The following is a 20,806-nucleotide window of genomic DNA, read 5'->3' on the forward strand; positions in this document are numbered from 1 at the left end:
GATCGAGGACGACCTTTATGGCGGCATGTCAGGCGACGATACGCCGCTGCTCGCCTCGCTGGCGCCCGACCGCACTTTCCTCGTCAACGGCCTGTCGAAATCGGTCGCCGCCGGCGTGCGCGGTGGCTGGGTCGCCTGCCCGCCGCATTTTGCTCAGCGCATCAAGGTGACGCACAGGATGATCACCGGCGGCCTGCCCTTCATCCTGGCCGAGACCTGCGCCCGCCTCGTCGAAAGCGGCACGGCACACGAGATCCGAAAGGAAAGCGTCGAAGAACTTTCCAGGCGCGTCCGGCTCGCCCGTGAACAATTGCAGGGCTTCGATTTCCAATCGCACCCGCATGCGCCCTTCCTCTGGCTGAAACTGCCGGAGCCCTGGATGTCGGGCACCTTCAAGAATGCCGCCTTCCGCGACGGCGTGCTCGTCGACGACGAGGACGAGTTCAAGGCGGCGCGCGGCGAGAAAACCTATCATCGCGTTCGCATCGGTTTTTCCTCGCCCAAGACGGGGCAGGAACTGGTCTCCGGCCTGATGATCCTGCGCCGGCTGCTGGAAAACGGCGGCTCCGCCTATGACGGTGAAATATGATCCGTTGATGGCCGAGATCGCCCATTCCTCGAACGCCAATCTCTGCGACGGGCCGAACGACGGCATGACGCGCGCCGGCTCGCAGGTCGGCTACAAGTTCTGAGAGTCCGTTCGACAATTTCAGCGGGTTGGCCGACGGATGAYTGAACTGCTCATTACGGCCGTCTGATCAACCATCGGCAGGCGGGAACCGTTCAGTCCCATGTGGTACGAACAGGCTTCAACTCGCCCTGACAAGCCGCCGCGACGCAGTCCGCCAGGCTGCCAAACCGGAGCGCCTTACCCGTCAATCCAGGACCGTAGTGAGCGAACTTCGCGGAATTGGTGATAATTGTATCGACCGATTTCGGGATCACAGGCTCCGCAAGTGTTCACCAGCACGCATCGGTCACGAACTCAACGCCGAAGTCCGACAATTTGCCGACGAGATTCGCAGCGGAAGCCCTTTCGAACGTCGCACGGTTGCAGGTAACCAGAACCTTGACGTCAGGATGTTTCGCCAGGCCTTCGCAGAGCGCGGCCAGCCGCTCGCATTCGTCGAAAGAGAAATGGGGATTGCCCAGCGCGACGAACTCGATGGAATCCACAGACCCGCCGTTGAGTTTCCTCCAGTCCGCAACGACGTCCTTGGGACAGATTTCGTAGCTCGCCTTGATCTTGCTTCCGACAATGCTCTCAAGGCTGTCGGCCTCCGGCGTGACACCGACGATATGGAACATGGGAGAGCCTGATGTCGTCGCAAAACCCGCCCCGAACGCCTTTAGGTCGTCCAGATTCGGCTTCCACGTCTCGAGGCCGATCACGACCGGAATTTCATCTCCGACAAGCTTGCCGATGTGGTAGCCGAGAAGGGGGTAGACCATGTCATCCCTCGACACGAAGCCCGACACATTGACCACGAGGCTGGCGCGCCTGTTGTCGGCGATATGCGGCCCGGTCAGCGGCGCGCGCCCGGTGAGAGCGATGCACAGATCCAGGTAGTCAGGATACTTGGCAGTGCGAGCACCCAAAACGCTGTTCGCGAATACGACGGCGTTCGACTCCGCCCAGGCCACCTGCTCACCCTGCCTGGGTGCGGACGACAGCTGATAGGGCGCGCAGGTGAACGTCTTTCGTGCTCCCATGGAGGCGTAGGCCTCACCCAATTCGGATGCGGGTCCGGCGACGTCGGGAGACACGCCCTGCTCCCGCCAACGCATCTGGTCCACCGATATCGAGTTCAGGGTCGTTGGAACGGCAACCCTACCCTCCCAGTCCCGCATGCGTTTCGCGAATTCCAGGCTGGTCGGCCCGGTGTAGATGCAGCCATCGATATGGACCTGGGAGATATCGATGAGTTCCGTCGCTCCCTGAATTTCAGCCATGCGCGTCGTGGCCCTCATTGCCACCTGCACGGCCTTGCCCATTTCCCCGTTCAAAGCCGACCGATCCCTCGATGTCAGCGCTATCGAATTTCCATAGGTGCGATCGGCGGCATCGAAACCGGGGGCGGTTTCGATCCGGCTCGCGATGACCTTGTCGCCGATGAGGGTGACTTCAGGGATAGAGTGCAGCTCGGCGAAGTCGTCTTCGGAGAGCTGGACAACGGGGATCGATCGGCCGAACACTTCCTCAGCGACGATCACTCCGAGCGACAGTATTTCCTCCTGGCGCGAGACCACGATGCCGGCGGGAGCGTGCCCGTTCATGATCAGCTCCATGAGCACGCTGCTGCCCGTACACGAGCCGCGTCCGCCGGGGATGGCGAGAATCTTTCCTGTCAGGACCTGTGTCGACAGGGGATGGTGGCGGTCGATGACTTCTCCGGTTCGGGAGTCGACGCCGCCCCAGAAGCTGAGCGCTGTGTCGCTGAATACGATCGACCCCGTAGCGAAGCCAGCCACAAGCGCGCGCCCGGCAAACACCTTTTCGTCTGCCTGTTGTTGTATATCCGGCATTGTATCTCGATACCATCAACCAAGGAGAAAAGTTCCCTATAGGAAACATCAGCGGCACGCAAAAGCTGAGGCCGGAACCTTGCCCCGTGCTATCGATCGAGAATCAAAAGCAAGTTGTCAAATAGACTCTGAGAAGCGGCCGCCCGTACCGGGCCGAAGAAGTCGCCCGCCCTCTGTTGACGGCGGGCATTTTCCTGTCGCGCGCCGTCCCTACATAGGTTAAAGAGCGGAAAACGCGCAACGGCAGGGACTTTCGAGAGCTCATGACCATTCCAAACACCATCCCGATCATGCCGGAACTCATTGCGAGCCATGGCCTGAAGCCGGACGAATACCAGCGCATTCTGGATCTGATCGGCCGCGAACCGACTTTCACGGAGCTCGGTATCTTCTCGGCCATGTGGAACGAGCACTGCTCCTACAAATCCTCGAAGAAGTGGCTGCGCACGCTGCCGACCAAGGGGCCACGCGTCATCCAGGGCCCGGGCGAAAATGCCGGCGTGGTCGACATCGATGACGGCGATTGCGTCGTCTTCAAGATGGAGAGCCACAACCACCCCTCCTATATCGAGCCCTATCAGGGGGCTGCGACCGGCGTCGGCGGCATCCTGCGCGACGTCTTCACCATGGGTGCGCGCCCGATCGCCGCGATGAACGCGCTGCGCTTCGGCGAGCCGGATCATCCGAAGACCCGCCACCTCGTCTCCGGCGTCGTCTCCGGCGTCGGCGGCTATGGCAATTCCTTCGGCGTGCCGACGGTCGGCGGCGAGGTCGAATTCGACGCCCGCTACAACGGCAACATCCTCGTCAACGCCTTTGCCGCTGGCATTGCGAAATCCAATGCCATCTTCCTCTCGGAAGCCAAGGGCGTCGGCCTTCCGGTCGTCTATCTCGGCGCCAAGACCGGCCGCGACGGCGTCGGCGGCGCGACGATGGCGTCGGCCGAATTCGACGAATCGATCGAGGAGAAACGTCCGACCGTTCAGGTCGGCGACCCCTTCACCGAAAAGTGCCTGCTGGAAGCCTGCCTTGAGCTGATGAAAACCGGCGCCGTCATCGCCATCCAGGACATGGGTGCGGCCGGCCTCACCTGCTCCGCCGTCGAAATGGGCGCCAAGGGCGATCTCGGCATCCTGCTCGAGCTCGACAAGGTGCCGGTCCGCGAAGAGCGGATGACCGCCTACGAGATGATGCTGTCGGAAAGCCAGGAGCGCATGCTCATGGTGCTGCAGCCGGAGAAGGAAGAGGAAGCCAAGGCGATCTTCGTCAAGTGGGGCCTCGATTTCGCTATTGTCGGCAAGACGACCGACGACCTGCGCTTCCGCGTCGTGCACCAGGGCGAGGAAGTCGCCAACCTTCCAATCAAGGATCTCGGTGACCAGGCGCCGGAATATGATCGCCCCTGGCGCGAATCCGGCAAGCATGCCCCCCTGCCCGCCAATCTCGTTGCCGCACCCGAAGATTACGGCCAGGCGCTGTTGCAACTCGTCGGCTCCGCCAACCAGTCGAGCCGCCGCTGGGTCTATGAGCAATATGACACGCTGATCCAAGGCAATTCGTTGCAGTTGCCGGGCGGCGATGCCGGCGTGGTGCGCGTCGACGGCCATCCCTCCAAGGCGCTCGCCTTCTCCTCCGACGTCACCCCGCGTTATGTCGAGGCAGACCCCTTCGAAGGCGGCAAGCAGGCGGTCGCCGAATGCTGGCGCAACATCACCGCAACAGGCGCGGAGCCGCTCGCCGCCACCGACAATCTGAACTTCGGCAATCCCGAAAAGCCCGAGATCATGGGCCAGTTCGTCGAGGCGGTGAAAGGCATCGGCGAAGCTTGCCGCGCGCTCGACTTCCCGATCGTTTCCGGCAACGTCTCGCTCTACAACGAGACCAACGGCGTCGCCATCCTGCCGACCCCGACGATCGCAGGCGTCGGCCTGCTGCCGGATTGGAGCAAGATGGCCCGTATCGGCGCTGCCAACGATGGCGATAAGGTGATCATGATCGGCGTCGACGGCAGCCATCTCGGCCAGTCGGTCTATCTGCGCGACGTGCTTTCCAGCCGCGAAGGTCCCGCGCCGGAGGTCGATCTGTTTGCCGAGCGCCGCAATGGCGATTTCGTCCGCTCCGTCATCCGCAACGGCCAGGCAACCGCCTGCCACGACATCTCCTCGGGTGGCCTTGCCGTGGCGCTCGCTGAAATGGCGATGGCCTCGGGCAAAGGCCTGACGATTGATCTGAGCGAAGGCAGGGACGCGCCGCATGCGCTGCTCTTCGGCGAGGATCAGGCGCGCTACGTCCTGACCTTGCCTGCCGATGTCGCCGATTTCGTCTGCGTCAATGCAGAAGGCGGCGGCGTTCCCTTCCGCCGTCTCGGCACGGTCGGAGGAACGGCGCTCGTCGTCGGCGATCTCATCTCGCTGCCGATTCAGCAATTGCGCGAAGCCCATGAATCGTGGTTCCCTGATTTCATGGAAGGCCGCGGCGAACTTGCCGCTGCGGAATGATGCGCAAGGAGTAACGACCATGGCCATGAAACCCGGCGATATCGAAGACATGATCAAGGCTGGGATTCCCGGTGCCAAGGTGACGATCCGCGATCTGGCGGGCGACGGCGATCACTACGCCGCCGAAGTCGTTGCCGAAGCCTTCCGCGGCAAGAGCCGCGTGCAACAGCACCAGATGGTCTACGAAGCGCTGAAGGGCAATATGGGCGGCGTACTGCACGCTCTGGCCCTGCAGACCTCGGCGCCGGAATAAAGCCCGACGCAATCTGGATGGACGATGCCCGGCCCTCAGCCGGGCATTCTCTTTTCATCGGGACTGGCAAAGACCGAGGCCGGCATCGGCCCCGCGGTCATCAGCGTGAAATCAAAYGACGCCTTTAGGTCCGGGCCAAGCACATATTGCCGGTGGACGCGTAGCTGGTCCTTGCGGATCTTGCGGTAGTGTTCGCGCGTCAGCATCTGCTTGACGCGGATCAGAATCATCTTCGCCTCAGGCGCATCCCGATGGCAAGAGACGGCGACGACAGGCACTTTGTAGAAATTGATCGAATCCGTCAGGCACTGCACGTCGAGCCAGGAAATCTCTCGGCAGCGGGCGATCAGCCCGACGCGGGCGCGAAGCAGTGTCGCCGATGACATCAACGCACATTGCAGAATGGCACTGCCGAGTGTGGCAAACACCACGCGCTTGCCCTTGAAGATCTCCGGCTCCCTCTCCAGCAATATGCCGATGACATGGGCGGCGACGCTCGATCCCATGCTGTGCGAGGAGATCACATATTCGTCCGCCTCTTCGTCAAGCGCCTTGCGCACGGCAGTGGCCCGCTCTTCCAGCCAGTCGTTGAAATCTTTCCGGTCCATACGGCCTAGCGCCACGGCCATTGCCCAATCGGCGAAGAGATGCAGCGTATGGAAGCGTTCGGAAAACGGCAGGAAGGCGAAGATGAAGAAACAGAGCGCCAGCGGCGCGCTCCAGAGCATGTGCCACGGCGAAAAGCCGAGACCATAGGGCATGATGGCGATCTGCGCCGTCAGCGCGATCGCCAGCGCCGTCAGCAGGAACGGGAAGAGGAAGAACAGGCCGAAGCGCCAGGCGTGGCGGAAATATCCCCGCATGCCTCCTTCGAGCATGATCTCGGCGCAGCTTCGGAAGCCTGCAATGATCTGGCTCAGCGTGTTGCCGCTGCGCAGTCTACGCACCAAGGTATCGTGATCGACCATGTGGATCCGGCTCTTCGTCTGCCAGCCGGGGGAACCGGCCCCTGCCTCCGGCGCTGTGGCCTTCTCACCCGTCGTGACCACGAAACTGACCGGATCACTCCCCTCGTCCGCTGCCCCTGTCTCAACCGAATAGCCCCAGACGGCGGCACTCTGCCTGGCCGAACGCTCGTAGCGTGCCCTGTGGGCAACGCCGTCGAGCGGCTCGAAGCCCGTGAAATGCAGGACGACCCGCTTCTCGATCAGTTTCATTCCACTCTTCCGGCCGGACGAATGGCCGGCATGTTGGTGCGATCCGGCTGCTGCGCCACTGATAGGGCAAAAAAGCAGCTATGGTCTCGAAGCCGTCTTGCTAACCGAACTCTTCCGGAATTCAATAGTATCCATGTCGTTTCCATCACGAACGGAGGGGTTTTATGGCCGACCTAGTCAAAGAATTGATATCAGGCGTCGTCGACAGCGTGCTGAAGGAGATCCTGAAGAAAACCACCGGCCGCGCCACGACGAAGCGCAAGAGGCGTAAGACACACCCCGCCGCGACGACGACAGCTGCGCGCAAGGCGACCTCGGCCAAACCCAAGCCTCCCCGGAAACAAGTCAGCAAGCGCCGCACCGCCGCCGGCCGCAGCCGTCAGCGACGTAGCTAAGGTACGATGAAATGTGAGCGTTCGGACGAATTCTGCTCCGCTGCAGCGCCGCTGCGTCTTTTGAGGCGCGCAAAGGAAGCTGTAGCGCTTTGATGTGCAGTAGCGCGACGGCAACAGCCCCGGCAACGGCCCGCCGGAATTGGTATTTTTTTGGTTCGGGCGGCTGGAATTCCTGCTGTCGCATGCTATCYAAAGGCAACGATTGAAACGGTGGGCCTTTAACCCACCTGTTGAAAGGATTAGGTCCCATGAGCGGMATTCACGAATTCATCGACAACGAAATCAAGAGCAACGACGTCGTCCTCTTCATGAAGGGCACGCCGCAGTTTCCGCAGTGCGGCTTCTCCGGCCAGGTCGTGCAGATTCTCGATTACATCGGCGTCGACTACAAAGGCGTCAACGTGCTCGCCGATTCGGAAATCCGCCAGGGCATCAAGGAATATTCCAACTGGCCGACAATCCCGCAGCTCTACGTAAAGGGCGAGTTCGTCGGCGGCTGTGACATCGTCCGGGAAATGTTCCAGGCTGGTGAACTGCAGCAGCATCTCCAGGAAAACGGCATCGCGGTGCGCGCCGCCTCCTGACCGGTCACCGGGCGTCCGCCCGGTTTCCAAATCTGTATCTTGAGTCCGAGGCGCTGCGGCAAGCAGCGCCTTAGCCTGTTTATGGGAATTTCATTGTGACAGATTCATCACAAGCCGTGTCCGCGGGCCGCCTGCCCATGGGCAAGCGAGAATTTATCGCGCTCGCCGCCTTCCTGATGGCCGTCAATTCTCTGGCGATCGACATCATGCTGCCGGCCTTGCAGCAGATCGGCGCGAGCCTCGGCGTCGAGAGCGAAAATCACCGGCAATTCGTCGTCTCCACCTATCTGCTCGGCTTCGGCTGTGCCCAGCTGTTCTACGGGCCGCTCTCAGACCGTTTCGGTCGCCGCACGCCGCTTTTGATCGGTCTCGTCATCTATATCCTGTCCGCCATCAGTATCGTCTTCGTGCCGACCTTTGCAGCGTTGCTCGCCCTGCGCTTCGTGCAGGGCGTCGGTTCGGCCGCAACCCGCGTCATCACCGTCTCCATCGTTCGCGACATCTATGGCGGCCGGCAGATGGCCGAAGTCATGTCGCTGATCATGATGGTCTTCATGATCGTACCGGTCATTGCGCCCGGCACCGGCCAGATCGTCATGTTCTTCGGCAACTGGCACCTGATCTTCCTCTTCATCGCCACCATGGCGACTGGTATCGCCGTCTGGGCCTATCTCCGCCTGCCTGAAACATTGCATCCCGCCAATGTCCGTCCCTTCACCGCCCGCTCGATCTTCGGCGCCTTCAAGCTGGTGCTGACCAATCGCGTCGCGCTCTGCTACACCATCGCCAGCACCTTCATCTTTGGCGCGCTGTTCGGCTTCATCAATTCGGCCCAGCAGGTCTATGTCGGCATTTACGATCTCGGCGTCTATTTCCCCTTCGCCTTCGCCGGCGTGGCGATCTTCATGTCGCTGTCGTCCTTCTTCAATTCACGCTTTGTCGGCAAGCTCGGCATGCGCCGCCTGTCGCATGGCTCGCTGCTCGGCTTCATCGCCATCAACGCCATCTGGCTGATCGTCCAGATGGCGAGCACTGAGCCGATGCCCTTCGCTTTGTTCATCTCCTTCTTCGGCCTTGCCATGTTCCAGTTCGGCTGGATCGGCTCAAACTTCAATTCGCTCGCCATGGAGCCGCTCGGCCACGTCGCCGGCACCGCCTCCTCGGTCCTCGGCTTCATGAGCACGGTCGGCGGCGCCCTCATCGGCGCCGGCATCGGCCAGGCCTTCGACGGCACCGCGCTGCCGATGGTCGCGGGTTATTTCTTTGTGTCGATCATTGGCCTTGTCTTTGTGCTGATCGCCGAGAAGGGCCGCCTCTTCCAACAGCAGAACCCGGCCGTCTGAACGGCCGGCCTCCCTCGCATCCGGGATCTCAATAACATGACGCCGCCGCATAAACCGCACCAGGAAAACCAGGGCTCCCGCCGCATCGGCATGGGCTTTGGCGAATTCGTCGTCACCATCGCCATCATGACCGCCAGCGTCGCCATGGCAATCGACAGCATGCTGCCGGCTTTGCCCAATATCGGCCATTCTCTCGGCGTCACCAATACCAACGACGCGCAGCTGATCATCGGCGTGTTCTTCTTGGGATTCGGCGTCTCGCAGATCTTCTTCGGCAGCCTTTCGGATACGTTCGGCCGCCGCAACATCCTGCTCGGCGGCCTCGCCTGCTACGTTGTCGGAATGTTTGCCGCCGCAGCAACCGGCAGCTTCGAAATGCTGCTCGTCATGCGCTTCGTTCAGGGTGTGGGCGGTGCTGCTGTGCGCATAACGACCATGGCCATGGTACGCGACTGCTTCGGTGGCCGCGAAATGGCCCGTGTCATGTCCTATGTGATGATCGTCTTCATGATCGTGCCGATCGTTGCCCCCTCCGTCGGCCAACTCATCATCCTTTATGCCAACTGGCACTGGATCTTCATCCTGCTCGGCATCATCGCCACCATCCTGTTCGTCTGGGCTCTCCTGCGGCTGAAGGAATCGTTGCCGCCGGAAGAGCGGCTGCCGCTGTCGGTCGGCTCTGTCGTCGATGGCTTCAGGACCGTGCTCACAAACCGCATCACCTGCGGCTATATGATCGGCCTCACCATGTTCACCGGCGTCATCAGCGCTTATGTGATCTCGGTGCAGCAGGTGTTCGGCGAGGTCTATGGCCTTGGCGACTGGCTGCCGATCGCCTTTGCGGCAACCGCCGGCGGCATCGCCGTCGCCAATTTCGCCAACGGCTTCTTCGTGCGCAAATTCGGTATGCGCCGCATCTCGCACGCCGCCCTGCTGATCTTCACGGCGCTGTCGGCTATCGGCTTTTTCCATTCGCTGGCCGGCAAGCCGGATTTCGCCATCGCCTACGGCATCTTCACCGTCGTGCTGATGATGTTTGCCCTGATCGCCACCAATTTCACCGCCATCAGCCTCGAGCCGATGGGCAATCTCGCCGGCACGGCCACCGCCATCACCGRCTTCGTCTCGACGACGGCCGGCGCCATCCTCGGCGGCCTGGTCGGCCAGATGTTCAACGGCACGGTGCAGCCGCTCTTCGGCGGCTTCGCGCTCTTCGGCGCGGTGACCATCGCAGCCACCCTTTGGGCCGAAAACGGCAAGCTCTTCACCCACCCCGGCGACAACCCGCAGCTCGATCCGGGTGCTGCTCACTTCTGAAATGGGAAATCTGCCGGAGCGATTGGTCCCCGGCGGCATTGCATTAGATGACAAACTCGGCACGTTCCTAAATCTGGATGCCCCCTGGAAGAAGGAGCCTGGTTTTGGATCCAGAATATCAACGTCTCCCCCTGCCATTGCAGGGTGAGATATTTCAAGTCAAACCAGATACCGGCACTGGCGTTGTGGTACTCGGCGGCTCCAGTGGCCGGGTCGATGTGGCCCGCGCCAGGTTGTTTGCGAGCCAATGCACAACTGCAATCGCTCTTCGCTGGTTCAGCGGCGACGGTCAGGTGCCAGGCATTTGCGAGGTGCCGCTGGAAACCTTCTTCGCTGCCACTGATTACTTGATCAAACTCGGTTGTAAACGCATCGTCCTGGTGGGGACATCGAAAGGCGCCGAAGCTGCGCTGCTCACGGCCGTATACGATCCGCGCATCAGCGCGGTCGTCGCGCTGAGCCCTTCGTCAGTCGTCTGGGGAAATATTGGTCCAGGGCTTGATGGCATTAGCTGGCCGGAACGCTCGTCGTGGACATTGCGAGGCACACCGCTTCCCTTTGTTTCGTCGGACCCAGAATGGGTGCGAGAATACAGAGACGAGCTGGTCGCCTATCGGGGCCTGTTCGAACGATGCCTTCAGGTACACGAGTCTGAGATCGACGCAGCGGCTATCCCTTTGGAGAGAACGAATGCCGAAATTCTGCTTGTAGCAGGATGCGATGACGCGCTCTGGCCATCAGACAAATTTGCCGCATCACTTGTTCGGAGACGCGCAGGTTTTGGTTTGTCCACACAGCTTGTGTTGGGAGAAGATGCGGGCCATCGCATTCTGCTGCCCGGCGAAACCACTCCCCGATCATCGCTGCGCGCTCATGGTGGAAGTGACGAGGCCGACGCCCAATTGGGACGACTCGCATGGGAACATATTCTTGAGATGCTATAGCGTGAGCGCTGCAGTGATTTGATCGATGGTTCAATCCATCGAATTGGTGCGGCAGTGCGCGAAAGGCACCCTCGATGGACGACCGAATTCTGATCAGGCCTTACGCGCCAGGCGACGTGAACGCGACGATTGAAATTTTTCTGCGCGCCATACGAGAGGTCGCGTCGAAAGACTACTCACCCGCTCAGATCCAGGCTTGGGCAAAGGTGGAAGATCGCGGACTATGGGCAGAGCGAAGGATAAGCAGGCCTGCCTGGATCGCAGAATTTGACGGGCAGCCTGTCGGGTTTTCCGACCTGACCGGCGGCGGGTGCCTGGACATGATGTTTGTGCACCCCGAATTTCAGGGGCTTGGAATAACAAGCCACCTGTTAAGCAGGGTCGAAGGCGAAGCTCTGAAACTGGGGTTTAGCCGAATTTATACCGAAGCCAGCCGAACGGCCCGACCGTTTTTTGAGCGCAAAGGGTTCCGCGTCATAACGAAGCAAATCGTCGAGAAACGTGGGCAAGGCCTGGAAAACTTTCTCATGGAAAAGCTCTACCAGTAATATGCGGCAGGTCGAGCGGTTGTTCAGACTGTGAACACCTCACGCCGCAGCACCTCCCAGGAGGCCTTGTCGGGGGTAATCAGCAGCCCGCCATCGAGATGATGCGGCAGGTAGGCCGAGCCGTCGAAGCGCGCCGCATAGGCGCCTGCCTCCTGCGAAATCAGGGTGCCGGCAAGGTGATCCCAGGGCATCAGCTTGTTGTACATGAGATAATGCACATGGCCGCCGGCAAAGGTGCGGTATTCGTGGGCTGCACAGCGGTAATTGGTGAGGAAGCGCACCTTTGCGAGATTGCCGAGCACTTCGGCGCGCTTCTCCTTCGGCAGGTAGCCGGTCGAGGCCATGCCGACCATATGCTCCAGGCCCACGGGCGCTGCGACCGAGAGCCGCTCTGCGCCACCCTCCGGCCGCCGCAGCCAGGCACCACCGCCCTTTTCCGCCATCACCCAGTCGTCGCCCATCGGATCGTAGATGATACCGGCAATCGTCTCGCCGCCGGAGATAACGGACGCCATGACGCCGAAGGCCGGAATGCCGGCGGCGAAATTGAAGGTGCCGTCGACCGGATCGACGACGATCGCGAGATCGGCATGTTCGAGCCTGCCGAGCAAATCAGGATCGGCCGCGACCGATTCTTCGCCGAGGAACAGTGCGCTCGGCCAGAGTTGCGCAGCTTCCACCTTGATCATCCGCTCGGCCTGCTCATCGGCCTCGGTGACGAGATCGGTGGCCTCGCTCTTGGYGCGCACGTCGTCCTGACCAAGCCGGCGGAAGCGCGGCAGGATCTCCGCCTTCGCCGCGCGGCGCAGCAGATCGGCAAGAACGGTCACGTCGACAGTCGAAGTCATATCAAATCCTCACGCTTAGGTCTCTCAGGAGAAGCTTGAATCAGATGCCGACGATCTCGCGCCGGATGAGCTGCCAGCTCTCCCGGTCGGGCGCAGAGATGATGCCACCCGTCGTCTCGCCGGGACGATAGGGCGTGCCGTCGAATTTCGCCGTATGACCGCCGGCCTCCTGATGCGCGAGTACGCCGGCTAGGTGATCCCAGGGCATCAGCTTCGCATGGCCGATGAAATGCATCTTGCCGGAAGCGACCATCCAATATTCGTAGGCTGAGCAGTTGAAGGCGAAGGTCATCCGGATCTTCGCCATGTTGGCGCAGATACGCGCGCGATCCGGTTCGTCCATGTGGCTCCATGACAGGCCACCGACCATCTGGTTCAGGCTAGCAGGCTCGGCGACCTTCAGCTTTGTCGACTGCCCGTCCCGACGCGTCAGAAAGGCGCCGGCCCCCCTGATCGCGGTCACTGTGTCGCCGAGAACGGGATCGTGAATGATGCCGGCGACCGTTTCGCCCCTGACGGTCACCGCCAACATGGTCCCGAAGACAGGAAGCCCGGCGGCGAAATTGAACGTCCCGTCGACAGGGTCGATGACGAAGGCGAGCTCGGCATCGGCAAGTGCCGGCACGACGGACCGGTCGGCGTCATAAGCCTCCTCGCCGACGACGAGTGCTGCGGGAAAGCGCTCTCTCAGCGCCGCGGTGATCCGGTGTTCGGCAAGCAGGTCAGCCTGCGTCACCAGATCGATTGCCGAAGTCTTCTCCGAAACATCGGCAGCGCCGAGATTGCGGAAACGCGGCATGATTTCGGCGCGCGCCGTCTCCCGGACGCAATCGCCGAGAAAGAGAATATCCTGGTCTGAAATAATCATGCGAAATCCTGCCTTCATTCAATAGCCAGYCTGCATAGCCGGCCTTTCATGAAGGATCGGTGACACCAAGGGTGGAAAAGTCGAAGAGTTTCGGGTCGAGCAGATGCGACGGGTTCACATGCGAAAGCGCCCGCAGCATTGTATCCTTGCGGCCCGGCATCCGCCGCTCGATATCGGCGAGCATGTCCTTCATCGCATTGCGCTGCAGCCCGTCCTGCGAGCCGCAGAGATCGCATGGGATGATCGGAAACTGCATGGCGACAGCAAACTTCGCGAGGTCGTCCTCAGCAGCATAGGCGAGCGGCCGAAGCACCATCAGATCGCCCTCGTCATTCAGAAGCTTCGCCGGCATCGAGGCGAGCCGGCCGCCGTGGAAGAAATTCATGAAGAAGGTTTCGAGAATGTCCTCGCGGTGATGACCGAGCACCAGCGCATCGCAACCCTCTTCCCGCGCGACGCGGTAGAGATTGCCGCGCCGGAGCCGCGAACAGAGCGAACAATAGGTGGCGCCTTCGGGCACTTTCTCCTTCACGATCGAATAGGTGTCGCGATATTCGATCCGGTGGCGGACGCCGATCTTGGTGAGATAATCCGGCAGCACGTGCTTCGGAAAATTCGGCTGTCCCTGATCGAGATTGCAGGCGATGAGTTCGACCGGCAGCAGGCCGCGCCATTTGAGATCGAGCAGCAGCGCCAGCAGCCCGTAAGAATCCTTGCCACCGGAAAGGCCGACCAGCCAGCGCTTCTGGCCCTTCAGCATGTCGAAATCGTCGAAGGCCTGGCGCACCTGCCGGAGCAGGCGTTTGCGCAGCTTGTTGAAGGAGACGGAACGCGGCGCATCGGCAAACAGCGCATGGCCGCTGGTGTCGGCTTCGCCGGTTTCCAAATCATCGGCGATGTTGGCTGCGATATTCATTGCTTCGTCCTACAGAAATTCCACATTTGCTCTAGCAGAAACCCGCCTGGCAACACAGCGTCAATCGCCGAAAACTGACCAGCCGGTACGCGCTGCAAGCATCTCCAATGCCGCAGCGCCGAGTTGTGAATTGCCGACCTTGTTCAGCCCCGGCGACCACACCGCGATCGAGGCAATGCCCGGCGCCACGGCGAAGATGCCGCCGCCGACGCCGCTCTTGCCGGGCAGGCCGACATGATAGGCAAAGTCGCCCGAGCCGTCGTAATGGCCGCAGGTCAGCATCAGCGCATTGATGCGCCGCGCCCGCTTCGGCGAGACCACCGAATGGCCGGTCGTCGGATTGCTGCCGCGCGCCGCCAGGAACAGCCCGGCGCGGGCCAGCTGCTCGCAGCTCATCGACAAGGCGCATTGATGGAAATAAACGCCGAGCACGTGGTCGACGGGATGGTCGAGATTGCGGTAGGCGCGCATGAAGTTGGCAAGCGCGAAATTGCGATATCCCGTCTGCGTTTCCGAGCGCGCCACCTTGTCGTCGATGGTGATCGACTCGTCATCGGCCAGATAGCGCACGAAGCGCAGCAGCTCGCCGATTGCCTCGCGCGGCGCATGGCCGGCCATGACGACGTCGCTGACGGCGATCGCGCCGGCATTGATGAAGGGATTGCGGGGGATGCCGCTTTCGTGCTCGAGCTGGACGATTGAGTTGAAAGCCGATCCCGAGGGTTCGCGCCCGACGCGCTTCCACAGCCCCTCGCCGACCTTGCCGAGCGCCAGCGTCAGCATGAAGACCTTCGATATGCTCTGAATCGAGAAGGCGGTATCTGCATCACCGACACGATAGACTTTCCCATCGACGGTGACGATCGCCATGCCGAACTGCTTCGGGTCGACCTTGGCGAGCTCGGGAATATAATCCGCGACCTTGCCCTCGCCGATCCGCGGCTGGATATCGGCGTAGATGCTATCGAGGGTCGCCTGCAAATCTGCCATTGCTTCTCTCCAGATCGCAAAAAAGCCGCTCGAAAGAGCGGCTTTCCGTATACCGGCGCATGCTGTTGTCTCGCAATCGGTTTCGACTGCGAGACGAATGCATTAACGCGAGTAGAATTCGACGACCAGATGCGGTTCCATGACGACCGGGAACGGAACGTCGCTGAGGGTCGGAACGCGGCCGAAAGTTGCAACCATCTTGTGGTGATCGACTTCGATGTAGTCGGGAACGTCGCGCTCGGCGAGGCTGACGGCTTCCAGAACGATCACCAGCTGCTTCGACTTTTCGCGAACCTCGATGACGTCGCCAGCCTTGCAACGGTAAGAACCGATGTTGACGCGCACACCGTTGACAGTGACGTGGCCATGGTTGACGAACTGACGGGCAGCAAAGACCGTCGGAACAAACTTGGCGCGATAGACGATCGCGTCGAGGCGCGATTCCAGCAGGCCGATCAGGTTTTCAGAGGTGTCGCCCTTGCGGCGGTCGGCTTCGGCGAAGATCGCGCGGAACTGCTTTTCGCGCAGATCACCATAGTAGCCCTTGAGCTTCTGCTTGGCGCGCAGCTGAACACCGAAGTCCGAAAGCTTGCCCTTGCGGCGCTGGCCGTGCTGGCCCGGGCCGTATTCGCGGCGGTTCACCGGGGACTTCGGACGGCCCCAGATGTTTTCGCCCATACGGCGGTCAATTTTGTACTTGGACGATTCGCGCTTGCTCATCGTATTTCCTTTCAAAGGTTTAAGACGGTTTGTTACCAAACCGCACGAAGGAAACACGCCCTCCTCTGATCTCTGCCGAGATCTGACAGGATGTTCCGGTTAGCGAACAGGAACGATCCACGGGACATGTCAAATGAAACACCGGACATTGCTGCCCGGTGCTTGCGGCGGTCTTTAGAGGGCCGTCATGAAAATGTCAACAGCGGCAAACCCCGAAAGCGCCACTATTCCGCCGCCAGCGCTTGGTCCCCGCCAGCATCAGGTGCGTTGGCGTCGCCCGGCACCGTCTGGCAGTCCATGTCCGGGAAAGCGACGATCCGCTTGCCGGAAAAATCGGCGTGCACGACGACGATGCCCTGCTCCTCGAAATAGCCGAGCAGACGCCGCGCGCGGCGGGCGGAATGGGTGCCGTAGGCGCGGGCTATGCGGGCGTCCGACGGGCACGGCTCGCCGCAGACGGCAGCCTTGGCGAGCATCAGGAAAACGCCCTGCAGGTCGTCGGTGACAGTTGAAGACAGCGACAGCGCTGTCGCCCAGGCATCGGTCGCGGCCGTTGCCGCATCGACGCCGGAGCGCGAGATCGCCACGCGCCGGCGGAAATCCGGCAGCGCGATCGGCGGTCCCGGCACCCGGCGCATGCGCAGTCTTACCAGAAAATCCTGGTAGAGCACCGAATCGGTACGGAAGGCGGAAGTGGGATCGTCGAGGATTTCGGCAAGCACGCCGGCAAGGCGCTCCTCCCGCTCCTCGGCGGAGACTTCCACCTGGCTCGCCCTCGCCTCAGCAGGTACCGCCGATGCCGCCGGCGTCGAGCGCGAGAGTTCGGCCAGAATATCGGTCGTCGGCCGCGGCGCCGGAGGGGCGCGGCGCACCAGCGGCCGCTGGAATTCCTCCGGATCGGGCGTGAAGATCAGATCCTCGACATCCTGAGGCGCATCCGGCAGCGGCATCAGCTTCGGGCTGGAAGAACGCGCCGAGGTCTCCACCGCGCCGATCTGGATCGGCAGCGGCCGGCGCGAAAGCGCCGGTCCGAGAGCGACGAAATTGCCGCGCTTCAGGTCGCGGAACATCTCGGCCTGGCGCCGGTCCATGCCGAGCAGGTCGGCAGCGCGCGCCATGTCGATATCGAGAAAGGTGCGGCCCATCAGGAAGTTCGAGGCCTCGGCGGCGACGTTCTTGGCGAGCTTGGCAAGCCGCTGCGTCGCGATCACGCCGGCAAGCCCGCGCTTGCGCCCGCGGCACATCAGGTTGGTCATCGCGCCGAGCGACATCTTGCGCGCATCTTCCGAGACGTCGCCGCCGACCGACGGCGCAAACATCTGCGCCTCGTCGACCACGACGAGAACCGGATACCAGTATTCGCGATCGGCATCGAACATGCCGTTGAGGAAGGCGGCGGCGGCGCGCATCTGGTCTTCGAGATCGAGGCCTTCGAGCGTCAGCACGCAGGAAACGCGATGCTGACGAATGCGGTTGGCGATGCCGGCAAGCTCCGCCTCGGTCCGCTCACCGTCGACCACGACATGGCCGAACCTGTCGCTGAGCGTGACGAAATCACCCTCTGGATCGATGATGACCTGTTGCACCCATTGCGCCGATTGCTCGAGCAGCCGGCGCAGCAGATGCGACTTGCCCGATCCGGAATTGCCCTGCACGAGCAGACGGGTCGCCAGCAGCTCCTCGATATCGAGCGTCGCCGGGCTGCCGGACGCCAATCCCATATCGATGCCAACCTGCACGTCCCATTCCCCTTACAAATTCCCGGCCCGTCTCTAGCAGATTCGCAGGCACTGTTGTCGTCAAACCTTCAAGAACCCACAGGGAAAGCCAGCCCTACAGCATCGGCCTGAATATCGGAATCAATTTTCGGAAAGCCTAATGCCTACATTCAAAAAGATAGAGCGCCGTGCGTCCAAATGGATGCACGGCGCTCCAGGGAAATAAGGCTTCACACTGCCTCGCGCTCGACGAGGTCGCCCGCCATGTCCTTCTGCGTCGGAATCAGCAAACGTGTGCAGAGCAGGCTGACGAAAAGCGGTACCAGCAAGACCGCAAGCCCCGCGCGCAAGCCCAGGAGTTCGCCGAGAAAGCCGATGATCGGCGGCCCGATGAGAAAGCCGGTCAGGGCTGCGAAGGAGAGCGTCGCAACGCTTGAAGCGGGCGGGCGGTCAGTCAGCGAAGCGACGGCCGTCACCGCAAGCGGAAACCCGACCGAGACGCCGACACCGACTGCGGCAAAGCCGAGTAGCGCAAGCGGCGTCGCCGGTGCAAGGAGAACGACGAGCATGCCGGCAAGCGAGGCGATGCCGCAGCCACGGGCAATGGCAACCGCGCCGAAACGGCCTTTCGTGTAATCACCGCTGAAGCGCCCCGCCGCAACCATGAAAGCGAAAACTGAATAACCGAGGCCGGTTTGCGCGCCTTCTGCATTCATGACATCGCGGAGATAGACCGCCGACCAATCGGCGATCGCACCTTCGGTCATCGTCACGCCGAAGACGAAGGCGCAGATCCCGAGTAGAGCAAGACTGGGCAGCTTGAAGCCGGTCATTGCCTGCGAATTCTCCGCATGGTGACTTTCCGGCAATTTCGGCAGGCGCAGGCTGGCAATCAGCGCAGCCGGCAGGATGACGATCGCCGTGATCAGGATCGACCAGTGCGGCGAAAGCCCGATGGCTATGGCACCAACGCCGATCAGGCTGCCGGCCATGATGCCGAAGCTCCAGAAACCGTGGCAGCGGCTCATGATGATCAGCCCCGTCGCCTTCTCCGTCACATCGGCCTCGACATTCATGCCGAGTTCCACCGTCGAAAGCGCGACCCCAACGACAATCAAGGCGAAGAATAGCAGCATGACGCTGGGCGCGAAGGCTGGAAGCGAAACCACGGCAAGAAAGAAGATGAAACCATAGATGATCGCCATGCGCCCGCCGATGCGCGAGACGAGGCGGCCGGCAAACGGCAGGGTGATCAGCGTGCCGATCGGCAATCCCAGAAGTGCGACGGCGAGATCGGCGGTGCCGAGTTCAAGCTTCGCCTGGATATCAGGAATGCGCGGCAACCAGGCGCCAAAGGCTATCGGCTGTAGAAAGAAGATCAGCATGACAAGTCTTTGCAGCGGCACGGCGCATCCCTTTATGTCTTGAGCGGCAAACACCCGCCCGCGATTCCCCACAGAGATGTTGCGCGATGACGCCGGTGAAATAAAGCGCGCAGTGCCTTATCGCGTGCTGAGACCGAAACCCTGCATCAGTCGGCGCGTCGCAAAATCGGGATTGCCGGATGTAAAGACGGCAAAGTCGAAATTATCGGGGTGAACGGCATCAGCGATCTGCGGAACGAGTGTGCGCGCCCGCCGGGCAATGGCTTCTGCCGGATCCAGCCAGTCCACCGGCCAAGGCGCCAGTCTGCGAAATAGATTGGCCATGAAGGGATAATGCGTACAGGCGAGCACGACGATATCGGTCTTTTGTCCGTCCTTCTCGACGAAACATTGATCGATCTCGGTCAGCACCGCCTCATCGGAAACCACGTCACCCCGGATATAGGCCTCCGCCATGCGCGCCAGGTTTTCCGAGCCGACGAGCCGCACATGACATTGCTGCGCAAAGGACTGGATGAGATCGCGCGTATAGGCGCGCTTGACCGTACCGGGGGTGGCAAGCACCGAAACGAGGCCGGAGCGCGTACGCTCGGCGGCAGGCTTGATGGCCGGCACCGTGCCGACGAAGGTCATCTGCGGGAAGGCGGCGCGCAGATCCGCACCGACGAGCGTGAAGGCCGTGTTGCAGGCGATGACGCAGACTTCCGGGTCGTGCTCTTCGAGCAGCCGGCCGAAGAGGCCGATCACCCGCTCCTTCAGCGCCTGTTCCTCCCAGCCGCCATAGGGAAAGCCGGCATCGTCAGCGACATAGATGAAGCCGCGTTCCGGCATTAACACGCGCGCCTCGCGCAAGACGGTCAGCCCGCCAATGCCGGAATCGAAGACGAGGACGGGTTTCAGCTCATGCGTCGGCGCTGTCATCTGGCGGTGTTTCCTTGGCCGCTGTCGGGAACCGGCCGCCGCGCGGGCTCTTGCGCGAGAAGCGGTCGAGGGAGGAGATGACGCCGCGCAGCACGCTGATTTCCTGCTCCGTGAAGGCTCGGCGGGATAAGACAGYGCGCAGATTGTCGACCATTTTTGGCTTTTTCCCGGCAGGGTGGAAATAACCGCGCGCATCGAGCGCCTCCTCCAACTGGTCGAACAGGCCGAACAGCTGTTCCTTGGTCGAGGGCGTCTGCCCCATCGCCTGGAAGGGCACGGCGCCGAGATCCTCCATGCCTGATTTCATCCACTCATAGGACATCAGCAGCACGGCCTGGGCGATGTTCAGCGAAGCAAAGGCCGGATTGACGGGAAAGGTGACGATCTCGTCGGCAAGCGCCACCTCCTCGTTGGTCAGCCCCCAGCGCTCGCGCCCGAAGAGGATGCCGGTGCCCTCGCCGGCGCGAAACCTCGCCCGAAGCGTTTCGGCGGCAATGACGGGCGAACGCACCGGCTTATAACCGTCGCGCTCGCGCGCCGTCGTCGCGTAGACGAAATTAAGATCGGCGACCGCCTGTTCCAGCGTATCGTAGACCTTGGTCGCCTCGATGACGTGATCGGCCTTGGAGGCGGTCGCCAGGGCTTTCTCGTTCGGCCAGCCATCGCGCGGATTGACGAGGCGCAGTTCAGCAAGGCCGAAATTCGCCATGGCACGCGCCACCATGCCGATATTCTCACCCATCTGCGGCTCGACCAGAATGATGGCCGGCCCTTCGGCCAGAAGTTGACGCTCGCTGTTCGTGCCTGCCATGACC

General features: G+C 61.7%; 19 protein-coding genes and 2 pseudogenes. 10 read left to right on the forward strand and 11 right to left on the reverse strand.

The genetic code is table 11. From position 1 onward, the window contains the following. Both AC1ECN_RS22150 and AC1ECN_RS22155 read left to right on the forward strand, forming a co-directional pair. On the forward strand, positions 1-589 hold a 589-nt coding region (locus AC1ECN_RS22150; protein WP_477954103.1), incomplete at its 5' end, for an aminotransferase class I/II-fold pyridoxal phosphate-dependent enzyme. 4 nt (positions 590-593) lie between these two features. Further along, positions 594-692, forward strand: a pseudogene (locus AC1ECN_RS22155) (acyloxyacyl hydrolase); the annotation flags it as partial. 91 nt (positions 693-783) lie between these two features. Here AC1ECN_RS22155 and lhpI read toward each other — a convergent pair. Continuing rightward, a pseudogene (lhpI, locus tag AC1ECN_RS22160) lies at positions 784-2,526 on the reverse strand (cis-3-hydroxy-L-proline dehydratase). 263 nt (positions 2,527-2,789) lie between these two features. On the opposite strand from lhpI, the gene purL reads away from it, so the two are divergent. Then, positions 2,790-5,024 carry a phosphoribosylformylglycinamidine synthase subunit PurL gene (gene purL / locus AC1ECN_RS22165; RefSeq protein WP_477954105.1) on the forward strand — a complete coding sequence of 745 codons (2,235 nt, stop codon included), beginning with the start codon at positions 2,790-2,792 and terminating at the stop codon, positions 5,022-5,024. Between the two features lie 19 nt (positions 5,025-5,043). Then, the gene (locus tag AC1ECN_RS22170; protein ID WP_003540079.1) at positions 5,044-5,277 is read left to right on the forward strand and encodes a BolA/IbaG family iron-sulfur metabolism protein; all 234 of its coding nucleotides are present in this window, start codon (positions 5,044-5,046) and stop codon (positions 5,275-5,277) included. A gap of 35 nt (positions 5,278-5,312) precedes the next feature. Here the strand turns inward: AC1ECN_RS22170 and AC1ECN_RS22175 are convergent, their stop codons facing one another. After that, a complete protein-coding gene (locus tag AC1ECN_RS22175) occupies positions 5,313-6,494 on the reverse strand; it encodes a hypothetical protein (RefSeq protein ID WP_130661671.1) in 1,182 nt (393 codons plus the stop codon). 164 nt (positions 6,495-6,658) lie between these two features. Between AC1ECN_RS22175 and AC1ECN_RS22180 the strand changes: the two genes are divergently transcribed. From AC1ECN_RS22180 to AC1ECN_RS22205, 6 genes are all read left to right on the forward strand, one after another. Further along, positions 6,659-6,889, forward strand: a complete 231-nt coding sequence (locus AC1ECN_RS22180; protein ID WP_018072267.1) for a hypothetical protein — start codon at positions 6,659-6,661, stop codon at positions 6,887-6,889. Between the two features lie 248 nt (positions 6,890-7,137). Further along, positions 7,138-7,473: a Grx4 family monothiol glutaredoxin gene (grxD, locus tag AC1ECN_RS22185; RefSeq protein WP_018072268.1), complete on the forward strand. Its 336-nt coding sequence runs from the start codon at positions 7,138-7,140 to the stop codon at positions 7,471-7,473. A gap of 137 nt (positions 7,474-7,610) precedes the next feature. Next, positions 7,611-8,816: a multidrug effflux MFS transporter gene (locus AC1ECN_RS22190; protein WP_130662801.1), complete on the forward strand. Its 1,206-nt coding sequence runs from the start codon at positions 7,611-7,613 to the stop codon at positions 8,814-8,816. Between the two features lie 36 nt (positions 8,817-8,852). Next, positions 8,853-10,133 (forward strand): multidrug effflux MFS transporter, encoded by a 1,281-nt coding sequence (locus AC1ECN_RS22195; RefSeq protein ID WP_477954108.1) that lies wholly within the window; start codon positions 8,853-8,855, stop codon positions 10,131-10,133. A 77-nt stretch (positions 10,134-10,210) separates the two neighbouring features. Continuing rightward, the gene (locus AC1ECN_RS22200) at positions 10,211-11,077 is read left to right on the forward strand and encodes an acyl-CoA thioester hydrolase/BAAT C-terminal domain-containing protein (protein ID WP_130672655.1); all 867 of its coding nucleotides are present in this window, start codon (positions 10,211-10,213) and stop codon (positions 11,075-11,077) included. 74 nt (positions 11,078-11,151) lie between these two features. Next, on the forward strand, positions 11,152-11,625 hold the full coding sequence (locus AC1ECN_RS22205; RefSeq protein ID WP_130672656.1) for a GNAT family N-acetyltransferase: 474 nt from the start codon (positions 11,152-11,154) through the stop codon (positions 11,623-11,625). 23 nt (positions 11,626-11,648) lie between these two features. Here AC1ECN_RS22205 and AC1ECN_RS22210 read toward each other — a convergent pair whose 3' ends face one another. The 9 genes from AC1ECN_RS22210 to AC1ECN_RS22250 form a co-directional block, all read right to left on the reverse strand. Then, entirely contained in the window at positions 11,649-12,473 is an 825-nt protein-coding gene (locus AC1ECN_RS22210; protein ID WP_477954109.1) for an inositol monophosphatase family protein, read from the reverse strand. Positions 12,474-12,513: 40 nt separating this feature from the next. Then, positions 12,514-13,341: an inositol monophosphatase family protein gene (locus tag AC1ECN_RS22215; RefSeq protein WP_024321821.1), complete on the reverse strand. Its 828-nt coding sequence runs from the start codon at positions 13,339-13,341 to the stop codon at positions 12,514-12,516. Between the two features lie 46 nt (positions 13,342-13,387). Next, positions 13,388-14,257, reverse strand: a complete 870-nt coding sequence (ttcA, locus tag AC1ECN_RS22220; RefSeq protein ID WP_075225544.1) for a tRNA 2-thiocytidine(32) synthetase TtcA — start codon at positions 14,255-14,257, stop codon at positions 13,388-13,390. Positions 14,258-14,317: 60 nt separating this feature from the next. Then, positions 14,318-15,247, reverse strand: a complete 930-nt coding sequence (locus AC1ECN_RS22225) for a glutaminase (RefSeq protein WP_018072276.1) — start codon at positions 15,245-15,247, stop codon at positions 14,318-14,320. Between the two features lie 102 nt (positions 15,248-15,349). Then, positions 15,350-15,967: a 30S ribosomal protein S4 gene (rpsD, locus tag AC1ECN_RS22230; protein ID WP_018072277.1), complete on the reverse strand. Its 618-nt coding sequence runs from the start codon at positions 15,965-15,967 to the stop codon at positions 15,350-15,352. Between the two features lie 224 nt (positions 15,968-16,191). Next, positions 16,192-17,706 carry a helicase HerA domain-containing protein gene (locus tag AC1ECN_RS22235; RefSeq protein WP_130661675.1) on the reverse strand — a complete coding sequence of 505 codons (1,515 nt, stop codon included), beginning with the start codon at positions 17,704-17,706 and terminating at the stop codon, positions 16,192-16,194. Between the two features lie 209 nt (positions 17,707-17,915). After that, the gene (locus tag AC1ECN_RS22240) at positions 17,916-19,091 is read right to left on the reverse strand and encodes an MFS transporter (protein WP_130661676.1); all 1,176 of its coding nucleotides are present in this window, start codon (positions 19,089-19,091) and stop codon (positions 17,916-17,918) included. 96 nt (positions 19,092-19,187) lie between these two features. Further along, the gene (gene murI / locus AC1ECN_RS22245) at positions 19,188-19,991 is read right to left on the reverse strand and encodes a glutamate racemase (RefSeq protein ID WP_018492939.1); all 804 of its coding nucleotides are present in this window, start codon (positions 19,989-19,991) and stop codon (positions 19,188-19,190) included. Then, positions 19,972-20,802 (reverse strand): RNA methyltransferase, encoded by an 831-nt coding sequence (locus AC1ECN_RS22250; protein WP_477954113.1) that lies wholly within the window; start codon positions 20,800-20,802, stop codon positions 19,972-19,974. The genes murI and AC1ECN_RS22250 overlap by 20 nt, the downstream gene beginning before the upstream one ends. Positions 20,803-20,806 lie beyond the last annotated feature (4 nt).

It is taken from the genome of Rhizobium sp. 01N447_2 (genome assembly GCF_056399245.1).